Raw genomic sequence first — 19,396 nt, 5'->3', positions numbered from 1 at the left:
GCCCCGGGGTCCGGCGATTACAGCAGGCCGAATCCGGCGAGCGCGGACTTCACTTGTTGAAGGGTCGGCGGCTGCCCGGCCGTGCCGAGATTGACGACGTTCGGCGACCAATAGCCGCCAGTGCGCCATGCAGTGGCGAAATTGTACAACTCGACCGTCGGCCGCTTGAGCGCTGCGGCGATATGCACCAAGCCGGTATCGACGCCCACGGTGGCCGCCGCCGAGTCGATGAGCCCGACCACCGCCGGCAACGACAGGCGCGGCGGCACGATCGCCGCGTCGCCGAATTCCTTGGCGAGCCGCTCGCTCGTGGCACGCTCGCCATCGCTGCCCCAGGGCAGCACGAGCGACGCGCCGCGCCGCACGAGCGACTGGCCGAGCTCGATCCACGCGGCATCCGGCCATTGCTTGTCGGCGCGCGAGGTCGCGTGGACGAACACCACGTACGGCACCGGCAGGTTCAGCCCGAGCGCATTGACCGCGATCGCGGCGCGGCGCGTGTCGAGACCGAAATCGATGTCGTCGGTAGGCTGCGGCTTCGGCTCGCCGAGCGCCGCCGCGACGAGCTGGCGCGTGCGCTCGACCACGTGCGTGCGCGGCTCGATCGGCACGCGCTTGTCGTAGAAGAAACGCACCGGCCATTCGTAGCCCGCGCCGTCGGTGCGGTTGCCGAGGCCGACGAGCGGACCGCGAGCCCAGCTCGCCACCCAGGCGGTCTTGATGAGCCCCTGGCAATCGATCACGAGATCGTATTTCTCGGCCGCGAGCGAGCGCTTGAACGTACGGATCTCGCGCCAGTTTTCGAACGACGTGAGCCGCTTGCGCCAGCGCCTGAGCGAAAACGGAATCGCGCGGCGCACGCCGTCGACGAGTTCGACGAGGCCAGCGAAACTTTCCTCGACCAGCCAATCGATCTGCGCGTCCGGGTACCTGCGGCGAATATCGGCGATGACCGGCATGTTGTGGACGACGTCGCCGAGCGACGACACTCTCACGATTAGTATTTTTTGCACGCTCAATGGAAAGGCCGATAAGCCAATTCGAAGGGAGTTCTAAAGGGCTGCAATTCTACCTCGCCGTGCGCGCGGGTTCGTCCGCGCACTTGCGGCTTAGGCCTGACACAAGCTTTCTAAAATATTTCTTCTTGCCTACAAATATGATGCAACGGGTCGATCCAAAGCGTGGAAGCCCATGCTTTAAGCGCCAGAACAATCGCGTGCAGCGAGCACTTTGTCCGCCAAACACCGTACCTTCAGGACTGGCGTTTTTGTAAATCCTTGTTGCACAAGCGTTTTGTTTCTCCCGCGCCAACCGCACTACAATGCTTGTCGTTCGCCGTTCTGCAGTCTTATTCCTCAGACCATGCCTACCCCGTTTTTCAACGTCCGCGCCGCGTGTGCCGTAGTTGCGCTCGCCGCGCTGGCCGCTTGCTCCAGCACTCCGAAGCCACAGAAGTATCAACAGGAAATGTTCGATACCGGCGTGAGCCAGTTCGCCCGCAACTTCAACGCGAGCGCCGACGATGCGTGCGAAGCCGCGCGCCGCACCTTGCTGAACCAGGGTTATGTCACGAACGTGCCGCGGCCCGACTCCCTCGACGCCACCAAGGACTTCCAGCAGGACGGCGATAGGCATACCCAAGTCGAGTTTCACGTCGTCTGCGTGCCGGGCGAGGAAACGAGCGATACCAGCATCGTCTATGCGAATGCCGTGCAGAACGGCTTCGCGGTCAAGAAGAGCGATACGTCGGCAACGGTGGGCTTGAGCATCATCGGTTCGATTTCGATGCCGATCCGCTCGAACAGCGATGAAATGGTCAAGGTGTCGACCGAGACGATTCAGTCCGACAAGTTCTACGACCGTTTCTTCGAGTTCGTCGATCGCTACTTGAAGACCGTGATGCAGAAGGCTAATCGGGTGCCTTCCGCGGCGATCACGAGCACTGCCATCCCCGGTACGCCGCCCGCTGTGGCGCCGGCATCGCAGGCCACCGCGGCGGCAGCAGCAGCCGTGGCGGCGTCTGCGCCGATCCCGGCGCTTGCCGATCAGGTAAAAGCACCCGTCAGCTTGCAGCCGGTCGCAGCGCCTGCGACCGCCGCATCCGCAACCACGCCGACCACGACCACGCCTTGATACCCACGCGCCGGCAGCGGCACGGCTCAGTGCTCCTGAGCCCGCCGCGCCGGCCGCGCATTAAAACGGCAGCTTCGCGTCCGGCTTCGCCGCGACGATCACGCGCCGGAAATCTTCCTGAATCCGCTTGAGCGCCGCTTCGTTGTCCGCCTCGAAGCGCATCACGACAACCGGCGTCGTATTCGACGAGCGCGCAAGGCCGAAGCCGTCCGGATACTCGACGCGCAAGCCATCGATCTTCACGACTTCATCTGCGCCCGTGAATTGCGCCTCTTTTTGCAGGCGTGCGATCAGTGCGAAGTTCTCGCCTTCTTCGAGCTTCAATTGCAGCTCCGGCGTGGAAAGCGAATTCGGCAGGTCGTTCAGGAGCTTGCTCGGGTCCTGCACACGCGACAGGATTTCGAGCAAGCGCGCGCCCGTGTACAAGCCGTCGTCGAAGCCATACCAGCGGTCCTTGAAGAACACGTGGCCGCTCATTTCGCCCGCGAGCGGCGCACCCGTCTCGCGCAGCTTCGCCTTCACGAGCGAGTGGCCCGTCTTCCACATGAGCGGCTCGCCGCCCTGCTCGCGCACCCACTTCGCGAGATTGCGCGTGCATTTCACGTCATAGATGATCTGGCCGCCCGGATTGCGCGAGAGCACTTCCTGCGCGAACAGCATCAGTTGGCGGTCCGGATAGATGATCTGGCCGTCCTTCGTGACGACGCCCAAGCGGTCGCCGTCACCGTCGAAGGCAAAGCCGATTTCCGCGTCGGTTTCCTTGAGCGCGCGAATCACGTCCTGCAGGTTCTCGGGGTGCGCCGGGTCCGGGTGGTGATTCGGGAAGTTGCCGTCGATCTCGGTGAACAGCTCGACGAGCTCGCAGCCGAGCGCCTTGAAAAGCCGCGGCGCGAGACCGCCCGCCACGCCGTTGCCCGTATCGACGACGATCTTGAGCGGCCGCGCGAGCTTGATGTCGCTCGTGATGCGCTGGAGATACGCGTCGGCGATGTCGTACTGCTCGAAGCTGCCGCTGCCTTCCGCGAAATTGCCGTCGACGATGCGCTTGTAAAGCGCTTGAATCTGGTCGCCGTAGATCGCCGCGCCGCGCAGCACCATCTTGAAGCCGTTGTAGTCGGGCGGGTTGTGGCTGCCCGTCACGACCATGCACGAATCGACCTTGCGCTCGCCGCCCTTCAATGCGAGCGGCACGCTGGCCGCGAAGTAGCCGACCGGCGTCGGCACCATGCCGACGTCGACCACGTCGACGCCCGCCGAACGCAAACCGTCGGACAGCGCCGCAATCAGCTCCGGTCCCGACAAGCGGCCGTCGCGCGCCACCACGACCGCGTCGCCGCCCTGCGCGCGGATTTCGCTGCCGAACGCGCGGCCGATTTGCCGCGCGGCATCCGCGTCGAGCGTCTTGCCGATGACGCCGCGAATGTCATACGCCTTGAATATGGATTGGGAAATCATGATTAGGCTCTCAGTTGCTTGCGAAAGGTGGGATAGGAATAGGAACAGTGAAACATTCCCCCAGGCACGAAGACCATCGCCCTTTGGGCGGCACACCGTAACGGCTCACCGTTTCGGCTGCGCGGCAGGCAGGCCGTGCTCCGTTAGCGCCGGAATCGAGCCGGTTCCAACTTATAATTGCGGTTTTCAGAAAAGCGTCAGACGCGCCCATTTTAATGCTTAGAAGCCCTCCTGCCGCAACGCTGCCGACGCAATTTCCGTACCGCGCATGCTGAAGCGCTTCGCGAATCCGGACGTCGCGAAGGCCGTCGCGAACATCGTCTGGCTCGGGCTCGAGCGTCTCACGCAAATCGGCGTCGCGATCGCGATCAGCGGCATGCTCGCGCGTTACTTCGGTCCCGACGTGTTCGGCAAGTGGCAGTACGCCAATACGCTGCTGCTCGTGCTCGCGCCGATCACCTGGGTCTGCGGCGCTGAAATCCTCGTGCCGACCATCGTTCATCGTCCGCCCGCGCAGCTCGGCACCGTGCTCGGCAGCGCGTTCGTACTGCGCCTGAGCGTCTCCGCCGTCGCGCTGCTCATCACGTGGGCCGGCATCGCAGCGGGCGCGACCGATCCGCTCGTCGGCGCGATGCTCGCCGGCCTCGCCGTCACGATGCTGTTTCGCGAGCCGTTTGTCGGCGTGATCAACTCGTGGCTGCAGAGCATGACGTACAGCAAGCCGCAATTGCTCACGAGCATGACGACGGCGCTCATCAAAGCCGCCTTCGTCTACGTGCTCGTGCGCGCCGCCGCGGCGCCCGCGCGCTTCTCGTGGCTGTGGGCCGCGGAATCGGCCGCGATCGGCATGGTGCTGGTGCTCTATTACATCCATAGGAATGGCGGCAAGCTCGGCTGGCACGTCGATCGCTCGCTCTTTCGCCACTTCGCGACCGCGGGCACGGTGTTCTGGGTCGGTCTCATCTGCATGTATCTGTTCCTGAAACTGGATCGCCTCATGCTTGAGCGCGCGATCTCGTTCGCCGATCTCGGCCGCTACTCGGCCGCGCAGCAGATCAACGAGAACTGGATCGCGCTCGCGCTGATGCTCGCGCAGACCATCGCGCCCGCGTTCATCTATCGCGTGCAAGACATCGCGCAATTGCGCCGCAATATGTGGCGCCTCACGCTGATGGCCGCCGCGCTGATGATCGCCGGCGCGTTCGTGCTCGACCTGCTCGCGCACGTCATCATCACGCGCGTGTTCGGCCCGAACTACGAAGCGGCGATCGATATCTTCCGCTGGGCCGTATGGCTTTCGGTGCCGGCCGGCGTCGAAGCGATCGGCAACCTCGTCGTGCTCAAATACCAGGCGAAGTTCGTGCTGCTGTCGAAATGGCTCTTCGCGCTGGCGGTCGCGTTCGTCGTGAATCTGCTGCTGATCCCTCGCATCGGTTCGTACGGCGCGCTCGCCGGGCTCGCGGCCGGCTATCTCGCCGCCGCCTCGGTCAACCTCTACTACATCCGCTACAAGCTGCGCCCATGACGACGCCCTTCCCTTCCACCGTCGTGAATGTCGTGCTCGACGACGTCGCCGTGCTGATGCCCGCGTACAACGGGCAGCAAGACGTCGAGCGCACGCTCGCGTCGTTCGTCGAAAGCGCGCCCGTCGTGCATGTGCTGATCGTCGACGACGGCAGCACGCCGCCGATCGTCGCGCCGACGCTGCCGGGCTTGTCGATCGACGTGCTGCGCATGCCGGTCAACGGCGGCATCGAGCGCGCGCTGCAAGCGGGCATCGACGCGCTCGCCGAGCGCGGCTTCAAGTACGCCGCGCGCATCGACGCGGGCGACCTCGCCGCACCGGGACGGCTCGCGAAACAGCGCGCGTATCTCGAAGCGCATCCGCGCGTGGCCGCCGTCAGCATGTGGACGCAGGTCGTCACGCGCGACGGCAAGCCGCTCTTCATGCTCACGCCGCCCGCCGAGCCGCGCGCGCTGCGACGCACGCGCTTTTTCCGCGTGCCGCTCATCCATCCTGCGACGACGCTGCGCATCGACGCCGTGCGTGAAGTCGGCAACTATCGCGCAAAATACCGCGCGGCTGAAGACCTCGATCTGTTCCTGCGCCTGATGGAGCGCTACGACTGCGCGAACCTGCCGGAGCTCGGCCTCTATTACGAACTGAACGAAGGCGGCATCAGCGCAACCAAGCGGCGCCGCCAAGTGAGCTCGACGCTTGCGCTGCAACTGCGCTACTTCAATCCGCTCAACCCGTACGACTGGCTCGGACTCGCGAAGAACCTGCTGCATTTCGTGACGCCCTACACCATGCTGCAACGGATCAAGCGCTCGCTCTTCTCAGCGCATACCGCTTAAAGCTTGCGGCGCCGCGTTCATTCACGCCGCCGCGCTCTCATCTCATGGACCGCATGAAGCCCCGCATGAAGCCCGCCGCCAAGCCGCTCGCCATCAGCCTCGTCTGCAATACCGCCTGGGCGATCTATACCTACCGGCACGGCCTGATCAAGATGCTCGTCAGCAAAGGCGCCGAAGTCACGGTGCTCGCGCCGCGCGACCGGACGTTCCCGCTGCTCGAACAGATGGGCTGCCGCTGCATCGACCTGCCCGTCTCCTCGAAGGGCACCAATCCGCGCGACGACCTGCGCACGATGTTCGCGCTCTATCGCCTGTATCGCAGCATCAGGCCGAATCTCGTCTTCCATTACACGATCAAGCCGAACATCTACGGCTCGATCGCCGCGAAGCTCGCGGGCGTGTCTTCGGTGGCCGTGACGACCGGGCTCGGTTACGTGTTCATCCAGAAGAGCCGCGCCGCGCAGGTCGCGAAACAGCTCTACCGCTTCGCGTTTCGCTTCCCGCGCGAAGTCTGGTTCCTCAATCGCGACGACCAAGCGGCCTTCATGGACGAGCGCCTGCTCGCGCATCCGGAACGCGCGCGGCTCTTGCATGGCGAAGGCGTCGACCTCGATCACTTCGCGTACCAAAGTCTGCCGGAAAAAAAATCAGAATTTATTTTTGTATTAATTGGGCGCTTGCTTTGGGATAAGGGCGTCGGCGAATATGTCGAGGCCGCGCGGCGCCTGCGCACGAAATATCCGCAGGCGCGCTTTCAGCTGCTTGGGCCGGTCGGCGTCGCGAATCCGAGCGCGATCTCGCAGGCGGAAGTCGACGCTTGGCAAGGCGAAGGCTTGATCGAATATCTGGGCGAAGCGCACGACGTGCGCCCGCACATCGCCAACGCCGACTGCGTCGTGCTGCCGTCGTATCGCGAAGGCGTGCCGCGCACGCTGATGGAGGCATCGGCGATGGGCCGCCCGATCGTCGCGACCGACGTGCCGGGCTGCCGCGAAGTCGTCGCCGACGGCGTCACGGGCCTCTTGTGCGAAGCGCGCAGCGCGGAAAGCCTCGCGGCCAAGCTCACGCAAATGCTCAACATGAGCGCCGACGCGCGGCGCGAGATGGGCGAGAACGGCCGACACAAAGTCGCGGCAGAATTCGACGAGGCCGCGGTGGTCGAACGCTACAAGGACACCCTGCGCACATGGACTGGCGCATCACTCTGACGGAGAGCAACAATGGCGGACAAGGGCACGATTCTGGTGACGGGCGGGGCGGGCTACATCGGAACGCACACGGCGGTTGAGTTGCTCAATAGCGGCTATGACGTCGTAATCGTCGACAACCTCGTCAACAGCAATCGCGAAGCGGTGAAGCGCGTCGAGCAGATCACGGGCAAGCCGGTCGCATTCCATGAAGCCGACGTGCGCGACGAAGCCGCGCTCGCACGCATCTTCGATGCGCATCCGATCACCGGCGCGATCCACTTCGCAGCGCTAAAGGCGGTCGGCGAATCGGTCGCGAAGCCGATCGACTACTACCGCAACAACATCGACAGCCTGCTCGTGCTGCTTGACGTCATGCGCGCGCGCAATGTGAAGCAGTTTGTGTTCAGTTCGTCGGCCACGGTCTATGGCGTGCCGAAAAGCTCGCCGATCGACGAATCGTTTCCGCTGTCCGCGACGAATCCGTACGGCCAGAGCAAGCTGATCGCCGAGCAGATCCTGCACGATCTCGAGATCTCGGATGCGAGCTGGCGCATCGCGACGCTGCGCTACTTCAACCCGGTCGGTGCGCATGAAAGCGGCTTGATCGGTGAAGATCCGGCGGGTGTGCCGAACAACTTGATGCCGTATGTCGCGCAAGTGGCGGTCGGCAAGCTCGCCAAGCTGCGTGTATTCGGCGACGACTACGACACGCCTGACGGTACTGGCGTGCGCGACTATATCCATGTGGTCGACCTCGCGCGCGGCCATATCGCGGCGCTCGATGCGCTGAAGACGCGCGATGCGAGCTTCGTTGTCAATCTGGGTACGGGTCAGGGGTATAGCGTGCTCGACGTCGTGCGGGCGTTCGAAGCGGCTTCGGGGCGGCCGGTGCCGTATGAGATCGTTGCGCGGCGGCCTGGTGATGTGGCCGAGTGCTATGCGAATCCGGCTGCCGCTGCGGAGTTGCTTGGCTGGAATGCGGAGTACGGCATTGAGCGTATGTGTCAGGATCACTGGCGCTGGCAGGAAAAAAATCCGCGTGGTTTTGCGTGAAGGTGCCGACGGCGTGGCGGGGTTAGGGTCTTGTTCACGCTAAGGCGCGCTGGCGATGCTTGTCGTTCGACAGGTCGCGGGTTTGAGGTCTTCGCGAAAACTTTGAATTCGCGCCTGTCCGTATAGTCCGTCCCTCCCCGGGACCGGGGTCACTTTGGTCCTTGCCCAAAGTAACCAAAAGCGCGTCCTAGGCGGACGGCCTAGCCCGGAGGCACTCAACCCTGTTAGTACCGGCGTTCCAAGCGCAACCGTGGGAAACCGTTACTACTCGCCGTACGTTCCGTAAATACGCGGCACGGAATTGCGTCCGCTCGCGTCAAATCGGCGCTAGAGGTCAGGAGAGGTCTAAAGAGGCTGTCTTACAATGCGGCCCATGCGCTGGGCTTGCTTCCAATCGTAGGCGTGGGGCGCCGCCAAATCGATGGCTTCGATTTGTTGCGACTCTGCGCAATTCGGTGCCGCGTGTAAACGGGACGTACGGCGAGTAGTAACGGTTTCCCACGCTTGCGCTCGGTACACCGGTACTAACAGGGTTGAGTGCCTCCGGGCTAAGGCCGTCCGCCCAGGACGCGCTTTTGGTTACTTTGGGCAAGGACCAAAGTAACCCCGGTCCCGGGGAGGGACGGACTATACGGGCAGGCGCGAATTCAAAGTTTTCACGAAAATCTAAAACCCGCGCTCCATCGAATAACAAGCATCGTTAGCGAACCGAAGAAAAGCGCTCAAGCAATCGCCCGCGCCGCATTACGCCCGCGCAGCCATTCAAGCGCGAGCAGCAAGCAAGTCGAGAACACGATCAGAATCGTAGCAAGCGCAGCGATGGTAGGACTGATGTTCTCGCGAATACCGGTGAACATCTGACGCGGCAAGGTAACCTGATCTGCGCCAGCAAGAAACAACGTCACAACCACCTCATCGAACGACGTAGCAAACGCAAACAGCGCCCCCGAAATAACCCCCGGCGCGATCACCGGCAGCGTGATCCTGAAGAACGTCGACACCGGATTCGCCCCCAGCGACAAACTCGCGCGCACGAGGTTGTGATTGAAGCCCTGCAGCGTCGCGCCCACCGTCGTCACGACGAACGGCACGCCGAGCGCGGCATGAGCCAATATCAGGCCCACATAAGTGTTGGCGAGCCCGAGCGGTGCGAAGAACAAATACATCCCGACACCCACCACCACGACAGGCACGATCATCGGCGAGATCAGCACGGCCATCAGCAGGCCCTTGCCGCGAAAGTTCGCCTTGGAAAGACCGATCGCGGCCAACGTGCCAAGCACCGTCGCAACTACCGTCGCCGACGGCGCGACGATGAAGCTGTTCTTCGCCGCCCTCCGCCATTCGTCGGCGGCGATCAGATTCTGGTACCAGCGCAGCGACCAGCCGGGAATCGGATACACGAGAAACGTGCTCGACGAAAACGACAACGGCACGATCGCGAGCACCGGCAGGATCAGGTACAGCAGCACGAGCACGCACAGGCCGCGCAGCGCGAAATACCAGGCGCGCTCGGCAAGCGACATATGCGGCGCGAACATCGGTCTAGAAATTTTCATCGGTTGCCTCTTTGGTAGCCGTAGCGATCGTTCAGCCGAGGCTCAAATTCGAGCGGGTGAAGCGTCCATACACGACGTACAGCAAGAGCGTCGCCGCCAGCAGCAAGCCGCCCAGCGCGCACGCCATGCCCCAGTTGATCGTGACGTTCGTGAAATAGGCGACGTAGTAGCTCACCATCTGATCGTTCGGCCCGCCCAGCAGCGCGGGCGTGATGTAGTAGCCGATCGCCAGGATGAAGACGAGCAGCGCGCCCGCGCCGATGCCCGGATAGGTCTGCGGCACGTACACGCGCCAGAACGCCGCGAACGGATGGCTGCCGAGCGACACCGCCGCGCGTTGATAGGTCGACGGAATCGACTTCATCACGCTGTACAGAGGCAGGATCATGAAGGGCAGCAGGATGTGCGTCATCGAAATGTAGACGCCCACCCGGTTGAACAGCAGCGCGAGCGGATCGTGAATCAGGCCGCTGCCGATCAGCGCCTTGTTGACGAGCCCTTCGCTTTGCAGAAGCACGATCCACGCTGCGACGCGCACGAGGATCGACGTCCAGAACGGAATCAGCACCAGGATCATCACGAGGTTCGCGCGGCGCTCGTTAAGCGTCGAAATCCAGTAGGCGAGCGGATAGCCGAGCAACAGGCAGAACACCGTCACGGCGGCGCTGATCGCGAACGTCCGGCTGAACACGGTGAGGTAGATCTGCTGATCGGGGTCGCTTGGCGCGATATGGCCGAACGCATCCTGCTTGTGGTCCAGCGACGCAAGCAGATAGAACGGCGAATACGCGCTGCCGTTCTTGGCGATGGCCTGCCAGTACGCGACGTCGCCCCAGCGCGAATCGAGCTCGAGCAGCTTGGCTTTGATCTGCGCAGGAGGCAGCGCGTGGCCTGCATCGTCGTTGAGCGGCATTGCGCGCGCCGTCTTCGCGGCGAGCGAGCGATAGCCGGGAATTTCAGTGTTCAAGCGGCGCGCCAGTGCGCCGAGTACTTCGCCGTCCTGGTTCGCGGTGAGGTCGGTTGCGAGCGCCGCGTAGGCGGCGTCGCCCGGCGGCGACTTGCGGTCCCAGTCGCGCAGCGCGTCGACCGTATGCGGCAATGCCGTGGCGATCTCGGGGTTCTGCACAGCGCGCGTCAATAGCGCGCCGATCGGCACGACGAAAATCAGCAGCAGAAAAATGGCCAGCGGCGCGACGAGCAAGAGCGCCATCGTGCGCTTTCTCGCCTCCGCGGCCTTCAGCTCGCGCTTAAGCTTTTGCGCCGACGCTGTCGTCGAATCGGCGGGGATAGTCGTCGTGGTCACGCGTTGTCTCCTGCATTGCAACGGATCACATGCCACGGTGAGCCGTGGGTGCTGCCTGGGTCCTGCCAGTACGAAATGCGGCGCGGCTTCGTCATCTCTCTGCCTGCACGAAGCCGCGCGCCGCCACTACGCGATTACTTCGCCGCCCACGAGGCGAAGCGCTGCTCCAGCTCGTCGCCATGGTCGTTCCAGAACGTCAGATCCTGCAGCACCGCGTTCTTGCCGTTGGCCGGCGAGTTCGGCAGGTTGGCGAGCGTCTTCGCGTCCAGCGACTTGACCGCGGCGACATTCACCGGCCCGTACGCGATGTGCTTCGCGTAGTCCTGCTGCGGCTTCGACGACAGCGAATAGGCGATGTACTTGACGGCCAGATCCTTGTTCGGCGTGCCCTTCGGAATCGCCCAGTAGTCGAGGTCGTAGATGCTGCCGTTCCAGACCACCTTCAGGTTCTTGCCTTCCTTCTGCGCGGCGTCGATGCGGCCGTTGTACGCCGTCGACATCACGACGTCGCCGGCCACCAGGAACTGCGGCGGCTGCGCGCCGGCTTCCCACCATTGGATGTTCGGCTTGAGCTCATCGAGCTTCTTGAAGGCGCGATCCTGGCCTTCCTTCGTCGCGAGCACCTTGTAGACGTCCTTCGGCGCGACGCCGTCGGCCATCAGCGCGAATTCGAGGTTGTAGCGCGCGCCCTTGCGCATGCCGCGCTTGCCCGGGAACTTCGAAACGTTCCAGAAATCGGCCCAGCTCGTCGGCGCGGCCTTCAGCTTGTCCGCGTTGTAGGCGAACACGGTCGACCACACGAAGATGCCCGCACCGCACGTTTGCGGCGCTTCGGGAATCAGGTCGCCCTTCTTCGCGATCTTCGACCAGTCGAGCTTCTCGTACAGGCCTTCGTCGCAGCCGCGGCCGAGATCGCCCGACTCCACTTCGACGACGTCCCAGTTCACGTGCTTCGCTTCGACCATCGCCTTGACCTTGGCTTGCTCGCCGTTGTATTCGACGGCCGTCACCTTGTTACCCGACTCCGTTTCGAACGGCTGGTTGAACGCGGCTTTCTGCGCGTCGCCATTTGCACCGCCGAAGTTGACGACGGTCAACTCCGCCGCGCCGGCGTGCGCCGCACCGAGTGCGAACGCTACGCCGACAGCCAATGCACAGCGCGATTTTCCGAACTTCATCATGATGTCTTCCTCTTTTGTGTGGTGATGCGCCAAATAAGGTGGAACGGGGGTGTCATGCCGCAGCGTCGAGGCGCCTGTGCGGCTCAGGCTGCCTCGGCAAAGATGCGCAGATGTTCTGCCGCGAATTCGAGGGATACCGGTGCGCCGGGGGCGAAGGCATCGATCGCTTCGGTGCCGAGCGGCACCTTCACGAAGCATTCGTCCTGTTCGCGTACGCCGCAGCGCATGCGCACGTGATCGCCGAAATAGATCAGGCTGCGCGCTTCGCCGGCGAGCGCATTCGAGCCGTTCGTCGCGCCATTCGCGCGGCTAGCGAGCCTCATGCGCTCCGGGCGAATGCATGCGACAGCCTTTGCTCCAGCCCGCGCGCCGCCGATGTTGCGCCCGACGAGACGTGTGCCGTCGAGCAGATGGAACTCGCAGAACTCGCCGTCGACGTTCGCGATCGTGCCGCGCAGCCGGTTGCTGTCGCCGATGAAGTTCGCGACGAATTCGTTGCAGGGCGACTCGTAGAGACGGTCGACGGTATCGAGCTGCTGCACGATGCCCTTGTCGAACACGGCGACGCGATCGGACATCGTCAGCGCCTCGCCCTGGTCGTGCGTCACGTAGACGAACGTGACGCCGAGTTTCTCATGCAGCGATTTCAGTTCGTACTGCATATGCTCGCGCAATTGCTTATCGAGCGCGCCGAGCGGCTCGTCCATCAGCACGAGCTTCGGCTCGAACACGAGCGCACGCGCCAAAGCGATGCGCTGCTGCTGGCCCCCGGACAGCTGCGCGGGGTAGCGCTTCGCGAAACCTTCCATGCGGACCATTTTCAGCGCGTTATTCACGCGATGGGCGCGCTCGTCAGCGGAACACTTCCTGACCGTCAGCGGATAGGCGACGTTCTGCTCGACGGTCAGGTGCGGAAACAGCGCGTAGTTCTGAAACACCATGCCGATGTTGCGCTTGTGCGGCGGCACGGTATTGAGCAGCGTGCCGTCGAGCCAGATCTCGCCGCCGGTCGGGAACTCGAAGCCGGCCAGCATCATGAGACAAGTCGTCTTGCCGGAGCCCGACGGCCCGAGCAGCGTCAGGAACTCGCCCTGATAGATGTCGAGGTCGAGTTGCTTGACGACGAGCGTCTCGCCGTCATAGGTCTTGCGCACGCCCCGAAAGCTGACAATTACGTCTTCCGTTTTCATCGTCCAAGTCTCCTTCCGAATTCCTTTCCGGGTATTCCCTTAGCTTTCGACCGGCTCTATCGAAAACGAAGCCAGGCAGCAAACATGGGAGCCACTATAGACCGTCACGGTTCTACAATACGGAACCATTTCAATATTCTGGATAGAACCACTTGGATACGGTGATCTTGTCGGACTGGCTCGCCGCCCAGCTCGACCGGGGCTCGGCCGAGCCCGGCTACCGGCAGCTGCTGCGCCTAATGCAGCAGGCGATCCTGACGGGCCAGCTCGCGCCCGGCACCAAGCTGCCCAGTTCGCGAACGCTGGCGAATGATCTGCGGATCGCGCGCAATACGGTCGTGCACGTGTACGACCAGCTCACGGCCGAAGGCTACGTGCTCTCGTCGACCGGCAGCGGCACCTATGTCGCGGACACGCGCCCGGACACCGCCGCGGTCAACGCGCGCAAGCTTGCGGCCGATCCGGATCCTCCGGCCTCGGCAGCTTCCTTGGCTGCGCCTGCGCGCTGCGAAAGGGGCGACCTGTCCACGCGCGGACAGCGCCTGATCCGCAAGGCCGGCGTCGCGCCGAAGCAATGGGGCGCCTTCATGCCGGGCGTGCCCGACGTCGCCGAGTTCCCCGCGCGCACCTGGAGCCGCCTGCAGGCCAAGCTCTGGAAAGACGCGAATCCCGACCTGCTGACTTACGCCCCGGGCGGCGGCTATCGCCCGCTGCGTCGCGCGTTGTCGGACTATCTGCGCGTGGCTCGCTCGGTCAAATGCACGCCGGACCAGATCATCATCACGACGGGCATCCACCAATCCATCGATCTCGCGGTGCGCCTCCTGACCGATGTCGGCGACCGCGCGTGGGTCGAGGAGCCGTGTTACTGGGGCGCGCGCAGCGTGCTCGAATCGCTGGGCGTGAGGCTCGTGCCGGTGCCGGTCGACGACGAAGGGCTCAACCCGAGCGAACACGACCTGCGGGACCCGCCCCACCTCGCGCTCGTGACACCGTCGCACCAGTATCCGCTCGGCATGGTGATGTCGCTCGCGCGCCGCCGCACCCTGCTCGAATACGCGCGCCAGCACAGCGTGTGGATCATTGAAGACGACTACGACAGCGAATTCCGCTACGGAAGCCGCCCGCTCGCGTCGCTGCAAGGCCTCGACGACGCGGGCCAGGTGATCTACGTCGGCAGCCTCGGCAAGATGCTGTTCCCGGGCTTGCGCATCGGCTACATGATTGCGCCCGAGCATCTGGTAGACAAATTTCGCACCGGCGTCGCCGAACTCTATCGCGAGGGCCAGTTGATGCATCAGGCAGTGCTCGCGGAATTCATCATGGACGGTCACCTAACCTCGCACGTGCGCCGCATGCGTGCGCTGTACGGCGAACGCCGCCAGATCCTGATCGATGCGATCACCGCACACTTCGGCGCAGAGCTGCCGGTCATGGGCGACGAAGCGGGACTGCATCTGGTGCTCGGCCTGCCCGATCACGCGGACGACCGCGCGGTCACGCAAGCGGCCTACGAAGCGGGCGTGATCGTGCGCCCGCTCACGGCGTACTACCACCGCGAGGCGCATGTGAGACCCGGGTTGCTGCTCGGCTATGCCTGCGTACCTAGCGAGCGTATTGGGCCGGCGTTTTCGGCACTTGCCCGGGTGATCGAAAAGACAGTGGCTGCATCCGCGCAACGAGTCGGCAGCTGAGCGAGAGCAGGACTCAGGCGACGACGACGTGGGTCTATCCTGGCTAGGGAACGGCTGGGGCAACAGGCGCTGCAGACACACCCGCGTCGAACGCGTCGAGCTCCTGCAGCAGGCCGTCTATCGTGCAAAGTTGCGCTTTCGTGAGCGACGGTGCATGCCGAAGCTGCTGGACGCGTTTGCGCCAATATGAGGAAGGAAGAATCGGGCCCGCGAGGTCCCCGAGTAACGACACCCGCATCATGCGGGCAACATGAGTGATGTCTTGATCAATCAGTTGCTTCATAGCGTCCCCGTCGATACTTTTCTATTTTTTAGCGGTCTATCCGCATTAATTCGATAAATACTTCAAACAGGACACCGTCGTTATCGGTCCCGCTGTGAAGTGACGTGTGAACGATAGCATCCGCACCAACACATCGCCACTCAGTCGAAATCACGCGTCTCGAGTTCGACTGACTGACCACCATTTTGCTCGAGCACGCGCCGCGCGGCGTCCTCGATTCTCTTCCGATTGGCCTCGAATGCCTTGATCAGGTCATGCGAAGACGTTCCCGTGTTCGAGAAATGGTCGTTCAACGCGTCCATGGAGATGCTGCACCAGACTTCCTTGCCCTGAACGCTCGCTTCGAACGCGACGCGCGCGGCCGCGACCGCATGGCGCCGTCCGGTAAATTCGATCGACATTTCGCTTCTCCATGCTTGCGGAAAACGTAGGGTCAAAACATCACGAACGGCTACGCGTGGTGGCCGCCGCCAACACACGATCGACCATCCGGTCATGCTGCCGCAACGCCTCACTATACGTCCCGGACGGGATCGCCGCGCTTTGCTCGCGACCTTCGATGATGCTCGTCGAAAATGGTGATTTCGATCCATCCGAGGTGGCGGTCCCCTCGAATCGAGTCAGCACGCTAATGCCCAGGCTCTCGAATTCCGTCAGTCGAAGTACGGTGTCGTTGTCTGCCATCCATTGAGACCACGCCTGCGGATCAAATACTTCAACCATGCGGCGACGTTCGCCCAGAATGAAATATCGTGTGGACATGCAAGTCCCTCCTGCACGAGCGCTCCTCCTTACCCAGCCAGCCCCGACGTACCGGACCATGCTGCCTGCACTTCGGTGAACAGCTCAACCTTTTCCGCACCTCGCCGATATACCGCTCGAATGCATCGTTGAGTCGGACGGACGCAACGCTTGCATGACATCGCGACAAGGAAGGCAGTCACAGGAACCCTCACCCGGTCCCCATGCAAAGTCCATCAGGTCGTCAACGCTGCAGGCATGGGCGAACCCGCAATCCCGCAATTCAGGTGCCTCCGGAAGGCACGCTTCACGATCATGAAACGAATCTACGCGGCGTTCCTCGCCGCGCTGCTAGTCGCTACGCTTGCGCCGGAGTGCCAGGGACAGTACACGACTGACTGGGTGGCGAACACATATGGGACCAACGCTACCCGCGTGGGTAGCGTCGCGCGCTCCATCTGGGTAGCGCCCGAGGGCGTCATCTACACGGCTTCCATGTGGGACGAAAACGAAGGTGGTGTCGCGATATACCAAAACGGCCAAAGCCTGGGGTCCATAGGAGGTCACGGCGAGTTTCAGGGCAGCGCCATTACGGGTAATGCAGCTTCGATCTTCGCCGCCCTGCAATTCAATAGCACTTATGGCAGCGGTACAGTGGGGCGGTACAACCGAACCACCCAAAGCCGCGACTTTCTCATCTCTGTCAGCGCGGCGACGACTGAGCCGCAGGTCGATGTCATCACGGGACTCGCGACGTCGGGTTCGCTCCTTTATGCAAGCGACTTCCCTGGTAATCGCGTCCGCGTCTATACCATCGACGGCGTCTGGCGGCAGGATATCGCCGTCTCGGGCCCTGGCGCGCTCGCGGTGGACAGCGCAGGAAACATCTGGGTTGCGCAGAAGAGTGCGGGCGCGATCCTCGAATTCAATCCGGCCGGCGTGCTCGTGAACACCATCCAGCTGTCCGCCACCTCTCGACCGGCCTCGTTGTATTTCGACGCGTCGACGAGGTGTCTCATGATCGGCGACGAGGGCCCCGACATGAACATCAAGATCTATAACGTTTTGAGCATTCCATTTCTGGTCAGCACATTCGGCATTCAAGGGGGATATCTCGATACGACAACGGGGATCAAAGGCCAGGTCGGCGATCTGCGTTTTGCCCGCGTTGCCGGCATCGGCAAAGACGCCGCCGGCAACTTGTACGTGCTCAACAACCCGTGGGGCGGAAGCTGGGATTTCGGCCGGGACGGCGGCACCGACATCCGCTCCTACGACAGTTATGGCCACCTGCAATGGAAACTCCAGTCTCTGAACTTCGAGGGGGGCGCCGCGCCGGACCCGAGTACCGACGGTGCGTACTTCTATGGGGGCACCAACATCTATACCGGCACCGCCGGCGGGACCTTCGTAGCGAACACCGTCGATCCGATCGACTATCCATCCGATCCACGGCTCAACATGAACGATCGCTCACGCGATGAGCACTTCAGCGAGCTTGCCGCCGTCGGCGCCAACCGGATCCTGGTGGCGTCGGGCCAGAATCCCGATACCTTCTACTTCTTCCACTTCAATGCTGCGAATGGCTACATCGCCATACCGGACGCCACGATTCCCGGTACAGCGTTCAATACGACCGCGCCGGTCAGGGACGGATTCTGCCTCGACAGCAAAGGGGACGTCTGGGCCGGTTTGGACAAAACGAATGCCCTCTGGCACTTTCCGCTGATCGGCTTCGATGCCAACGGTAAGCCGAGCTGGGGAGCAGGCATTGCCACTCCGATTCCCGGCACGATCGCGCCATTGACACGCATCATCTACCTGCCGGAAAGCGACACGATGATCCTGGCACAGGGCGTTGTCGGGAGCACGGATTGGACGTCGATCGGAACGCGGATCGAGGTGTATCACGGCTGGCTCGCAGGCAACACGACCGTTCCAAATCCGGTGATCAACCTGACCAGCACCAATCCCAAGTCGATCACGGCGGCCGGCAACTATCTCTTCGTGGGATACGTACACACGGTGCCCAACATCGATGCCTTCAACCTGACCACAGGCAGCCTGGACACCACGTTGATCAACAGCACCCCCAACACCGTGTACGTAGGCAATGACGTGGATTCGATGTACGGCCTCAGATCGTACCGTCGGTCGACCGGGGAGTACGTGATCACGAAGGACAACTACAACGGGGCCAGCGTCATCATTTATCGCTGGACACCCTAAACAGAGGCGCAAACGCATCAATCGACGATGGCGGGATCGTCGATCGCACGCGTGAGCAGCTCGATAAACGACTCGATCGCCTGAGGCAACGTGCGTCCCGCCATGGTCTGAACCTGCAAGGTGCGCTGGTGCAGCGCCGGGTTCGTGATCGGCACGGCCGCGAGCCCGTCCACTTCGAGTCGGCTGCGCACCGTCAGATAGCCCGTCAGCGTGACGGCGTCGGTTAGCCGTACGAAGCTCTGCAGCGCCGCGTGGTAGTTGCTGACGAACGCCGGCTCGAAGACGAGCCCCGCCAGGCTGCACGCAATGTCGAACAATTGACGGATCGTGACGCCCTGATTGTCCATGGCGAGCGGCCACGGGGCGAGGTCCTTCAGCGACACCGACTCGCGCGAGGCGAGTGGATGGCCGCGCCGCACGAGCGCGTAAATCGGCGCGCGCTGCGAGTAGTGGACGTTGATTTCCTTTTCGGGCGCGATGCTGAAGCACACGGCAATATCGGATGTGCCTTCCCGTACGCGCTGCGTCGCCACCGACGGCGACGACACGTCGAGCTGGAAGTGCGTCGCCGGATGCGTCTTCAGAAAATGCGCGAACACTTGCGGCAGAAAATACGGCGCGACGCCCTCGGAGCTCGCCACGCGTATCGTTGCGCGGCCGCCCTCGTGCAGGCCGCGAATTTCGCTGACCACGCGCTCCGACTCCAACAGGCTGCGCCGCGCGTGCTCGGCAAGCAGCCGCCCCGCTTCGCTCAACACCATGCCGCGCGGACGGCGCTCGAACAGCGGCGTGCCCAGTTCCTCTTCCAGCTTCCCAATCTGCCGGCTCAGCGCCGACACGGCCACGTAGAGCCGCTCGGACGCCTTGCTCAGCGATCCGCTGCGGGCCACTTCGAGAAAGTAGCGCAGTGCTGTGTGGTCCATGTCGATGGGCGTGGCCGCTTTGCCGTTTCGGCAACGATAGCTGAGAAATATTGTAATTGTGCAGAAATATCGGCGGCTCCACGATCGTTTCGACTGCTTGCCAC

General features: G+C 63.0%; 17 protein-coding genes. 7 read left to right on the top strand and 10 right to left on the bottom strand.

Features of this window, described 5'->3' with window-relative positions:
• Positions 1–17: 17 nt before the first annotated feature.
• Positions 18–1,019: a lipopolysaccharide heptosyltransferase I gene (gene waaC / locus AAHK20_RS08700; protein WP_449181061.1), complete on the bottom strand. Its 1,002-nt coding sequence runs from the start codon at positions 1,017–1,019 to the stop codon at positions 18–20.
• Between the two features lie 343 nt (positions 1,020–1,362).
• Here waaC and AAHK20_RS08695 point away from each other — a divergent pair, with 343 nt between their 5' ends.
• The gene (locus AAHK20_RS08695; RefSeq protein WP_449181060.1) at positions 1,363–2,133 is read left to right on the top strand and encodes a DUF2242 domain-containing protein; all 771 of its coding nucleotides are present in this window, start codon (positions 1,363–1,365) and stop codon (positions 2,131–2,133) included.
• A gap of 60 nt (positions 2,134–2,193) precedes the next feature.
• Here AAHK20_RS08695 and AAHK20_RS08690 read toward each other — a convergent pair whose 3' ends face one another.
• Positions 2,194–3,588 carry a phosphomannomutase/phosphoglucomutase gene (locus AAHK20_RS08690; RefSeq protein ID WP_449181059.1) on the bottom strand — a complete coding sequence of 465 codons (1,395 nt, stop codon included), beginning with the start codon at positions 3,586–3,588 and terminating at the stop codon, positions 2,194–2,196.
• A 268-nt stretch (positions 3,589–3,856) separates the two neighbouring features.
• On the opposite strand from AAHK20_RS08690, the gene AAHK20_RS08685 reads away from it, so the two are divergent.
• From AAHK20_RS08685 to galE, 4 genes are all read left to right on the top strand, one after another.
• Entirely contained in the window at positions 3,857–5,113 is a 1,257-nt protein-coding gene (locus AAHK20_RS08685) for an oligosaccharide flippase family protein (RefSeq protein ID WP_449181058.1), read from the top strand.
• Entirely contained in the window at positions 5,110–5,946 is an 837-nt protein-coding gene (locus tag AAHK20_RS08680; RefSeq protein ID WP_449181057.1) for a glycosyltransferase, read from the top strand. The genes AAHK20_RS08685 and AAHK20_RS08680 overlap by 4 nt, the downstream gene beginning before the upstream one ends.
• 65 nt (positions 5,947–6,011) lie before the next feature.
• On the top strand, positions 6,012–7,154 hold the full coding sequence (locus tag AAHK20_RS08675; protein ID WP_449181056.1) for a glycosyltransferase family 4 protein: 1,143 nt from the start codon (positions 6,012–6,014) through the stop codon (positions 7,152–7,154).
• A 12-nt stretch (positions 7,155–7,166) separates the two neighbouring features.
• Positions 7,167–8,189 carry a UDP-glucose 4-epimerase GalE gene (galE, locus tag AAHK20_RS08670; protein ID WP_449181055.1) on the top strand — a complete coding sequence of 341 codons (1,023 nt, stop codon included), beginning with the start codon at positions 7,167–7,169 and terminating at the stop codon, positions 8,187–8,189.
• Between the two features lie 722 nt (positions 8,190–8,911).
• Here the strand turns inward: galE and AAHK20_RS08665 are convergent.
• The 4 genes from AAHK20_RS08665 to AAHK20_RS08650 all read right to left on the bottom strand — a co-directional run bounded on the left by AAHK20_RS08665 (position 8,912) and on the right by AAHK20_RS08650 (position 13,422).
• Positions 8,912–9,748: an ABC transporter permease gene (locus AAHK20_RS08665; protein WP_449181054.1), complete on the bottom strand. Its 837-nt coding sequence runs from the start codon at positions 9,746–9,748 to the stop codon at positions 8,912–8,914.
• A 31-nt stretch (positions 9,749–9,779) separates the two neighbouring features.
• On the bottom strand, positions 9,780–11,051 hold the full coding sequence (locus tag AAHK20_RS08660; protein WP_449181053.1) for an ABC transporter permease: 1,272 nt from the start codon (positions 11,049–11,051) through the stop codon (positions 9,780–9,782).
• A 134-nt stretch (positions 11,052–11,185) separates the two neighbouring features.
• A complete protein-coding gene (locus tag AAHK20_RS08655) occupies positions 11,186–12,232 on the bottom strand; it encodes an ABC transporter substrate-binding protein (RefSeq protein WP_449181052.1) in 1,047 nt (348 codons plus the stop codon).
• 83 nt (positions 12,233–12,315) lie between these two features.
• Entirely contained in the window at positions 12,316–13,422 is a 1,107-nt protein-coding gene (locus tag AAHK20_RS08650) for an ABC transporter ATP-binding protein (protein ID WP_449181051.1), read from the bottom strand.
• A gap of 152 nt (positions 13,423–13,574) precedes the next feature.
• Between AAHK20_RS08650 and pdxR the strand changes: the two genes are divergently transcribed.
• Positions 13,575–15,116, top strand: a complete 1,542-nt coding sequence (gene pdxR / locus AAHK20_RS08645) for a MocR-like pyridoxine biosynthesis transcription factor PdxR (RefSeq protein WP_449181050.1) — start codon at positions 13,575–13,577, stop codon at positions 15,114–15,116.
• Positions 15,117–15,159: 43 nt separating this feature from the next.
• Here pdxR and AAHK20_RS08640 read toward each other — a convergent pair whose 3' ends face one another.
• From AAHK20_RS08640 to AAHK20_RS08630, 3 genes are all read right to left on the bottom strand, one after another.
• Positions 15,160–15,399 (bottom strand): hypothetical protein, encoded by a 240-nt coding sequence (locus tag AAHK20_RS08640; protein WP_449181049.1) that lies wholly within the window; start codon positions 15,397–15,399, stop codon positions 15,160–15,162.
• A gap of 140 nt (positions 15,400–15,539) precedes the next feature.
• Positions 15,540–15,800, bottom strand: a complete 261-nt coding sequence (locus tag AAHK20_RS08635) for a DUF1488 family protein (protein WP_449181048.1) — start codon at positions 15,798–15,800, stop codon at positions 15,540–15,542.
• A gap of 40 nt (positions 15,801–15,840) precedes the next feature.
• Complete coding sequence (locus AAHK20_RS08630; protein ID WP_449181047.1) at positions 15,841–16,161, bottom strand: hypothetical protein; 321 nt, start codon at positions 16,159–16,161, stop codon at positions 15,841–15,843.
• Positions 16,162–16,455: 294 nt separating this feature from the next.
• Here AAHK20_RS08630 and AAHK20_RS08625 point away from each other — a divergent pair, with 294 nt between their 5' ends.
• Positions 16,456–18,369 carry an SMP-30/gluconolactonase/LRE family protein gene (locus tag AAHK20_RS08625; RefSeq protein ID WP_449181046.1) on the top strand — a complete coding sequence of 638 codons (1,914 nt, stop codon included), beginning with the start codon at positions 16,456–16,458 and terminating at the stop codon, positions 18,367–18,369.
• Between the two features lie 17 nt (positions 18,370–18,386).
• On the opposite strand, the gene AAHK20_RS08620 is transcribed toward AAHK20_RS08625, so the two are convergent.
• On the bottom strand, positions 18,387–19,292 hold the full coding sequence (locus tag AAHK20_RS08620) for a LysR family transcriptional regulator (RefSeq protein ID WP_449181045.1): 906 nt from the start codon (positions 19,290–19,292) through the stop codon (positions 18,387–18,389).
• Positions 19,293–19,396 lie beyond the last annotated feature (104 nt).

It is taken from the genome of Trinickia camelliae, assembly GCF_053525655.1.
The sequence above is the reverse complement of the archived record's forward strand: the minus strand, read 5'-3'. Positions and strand labels throughout refer to the sequence as shown.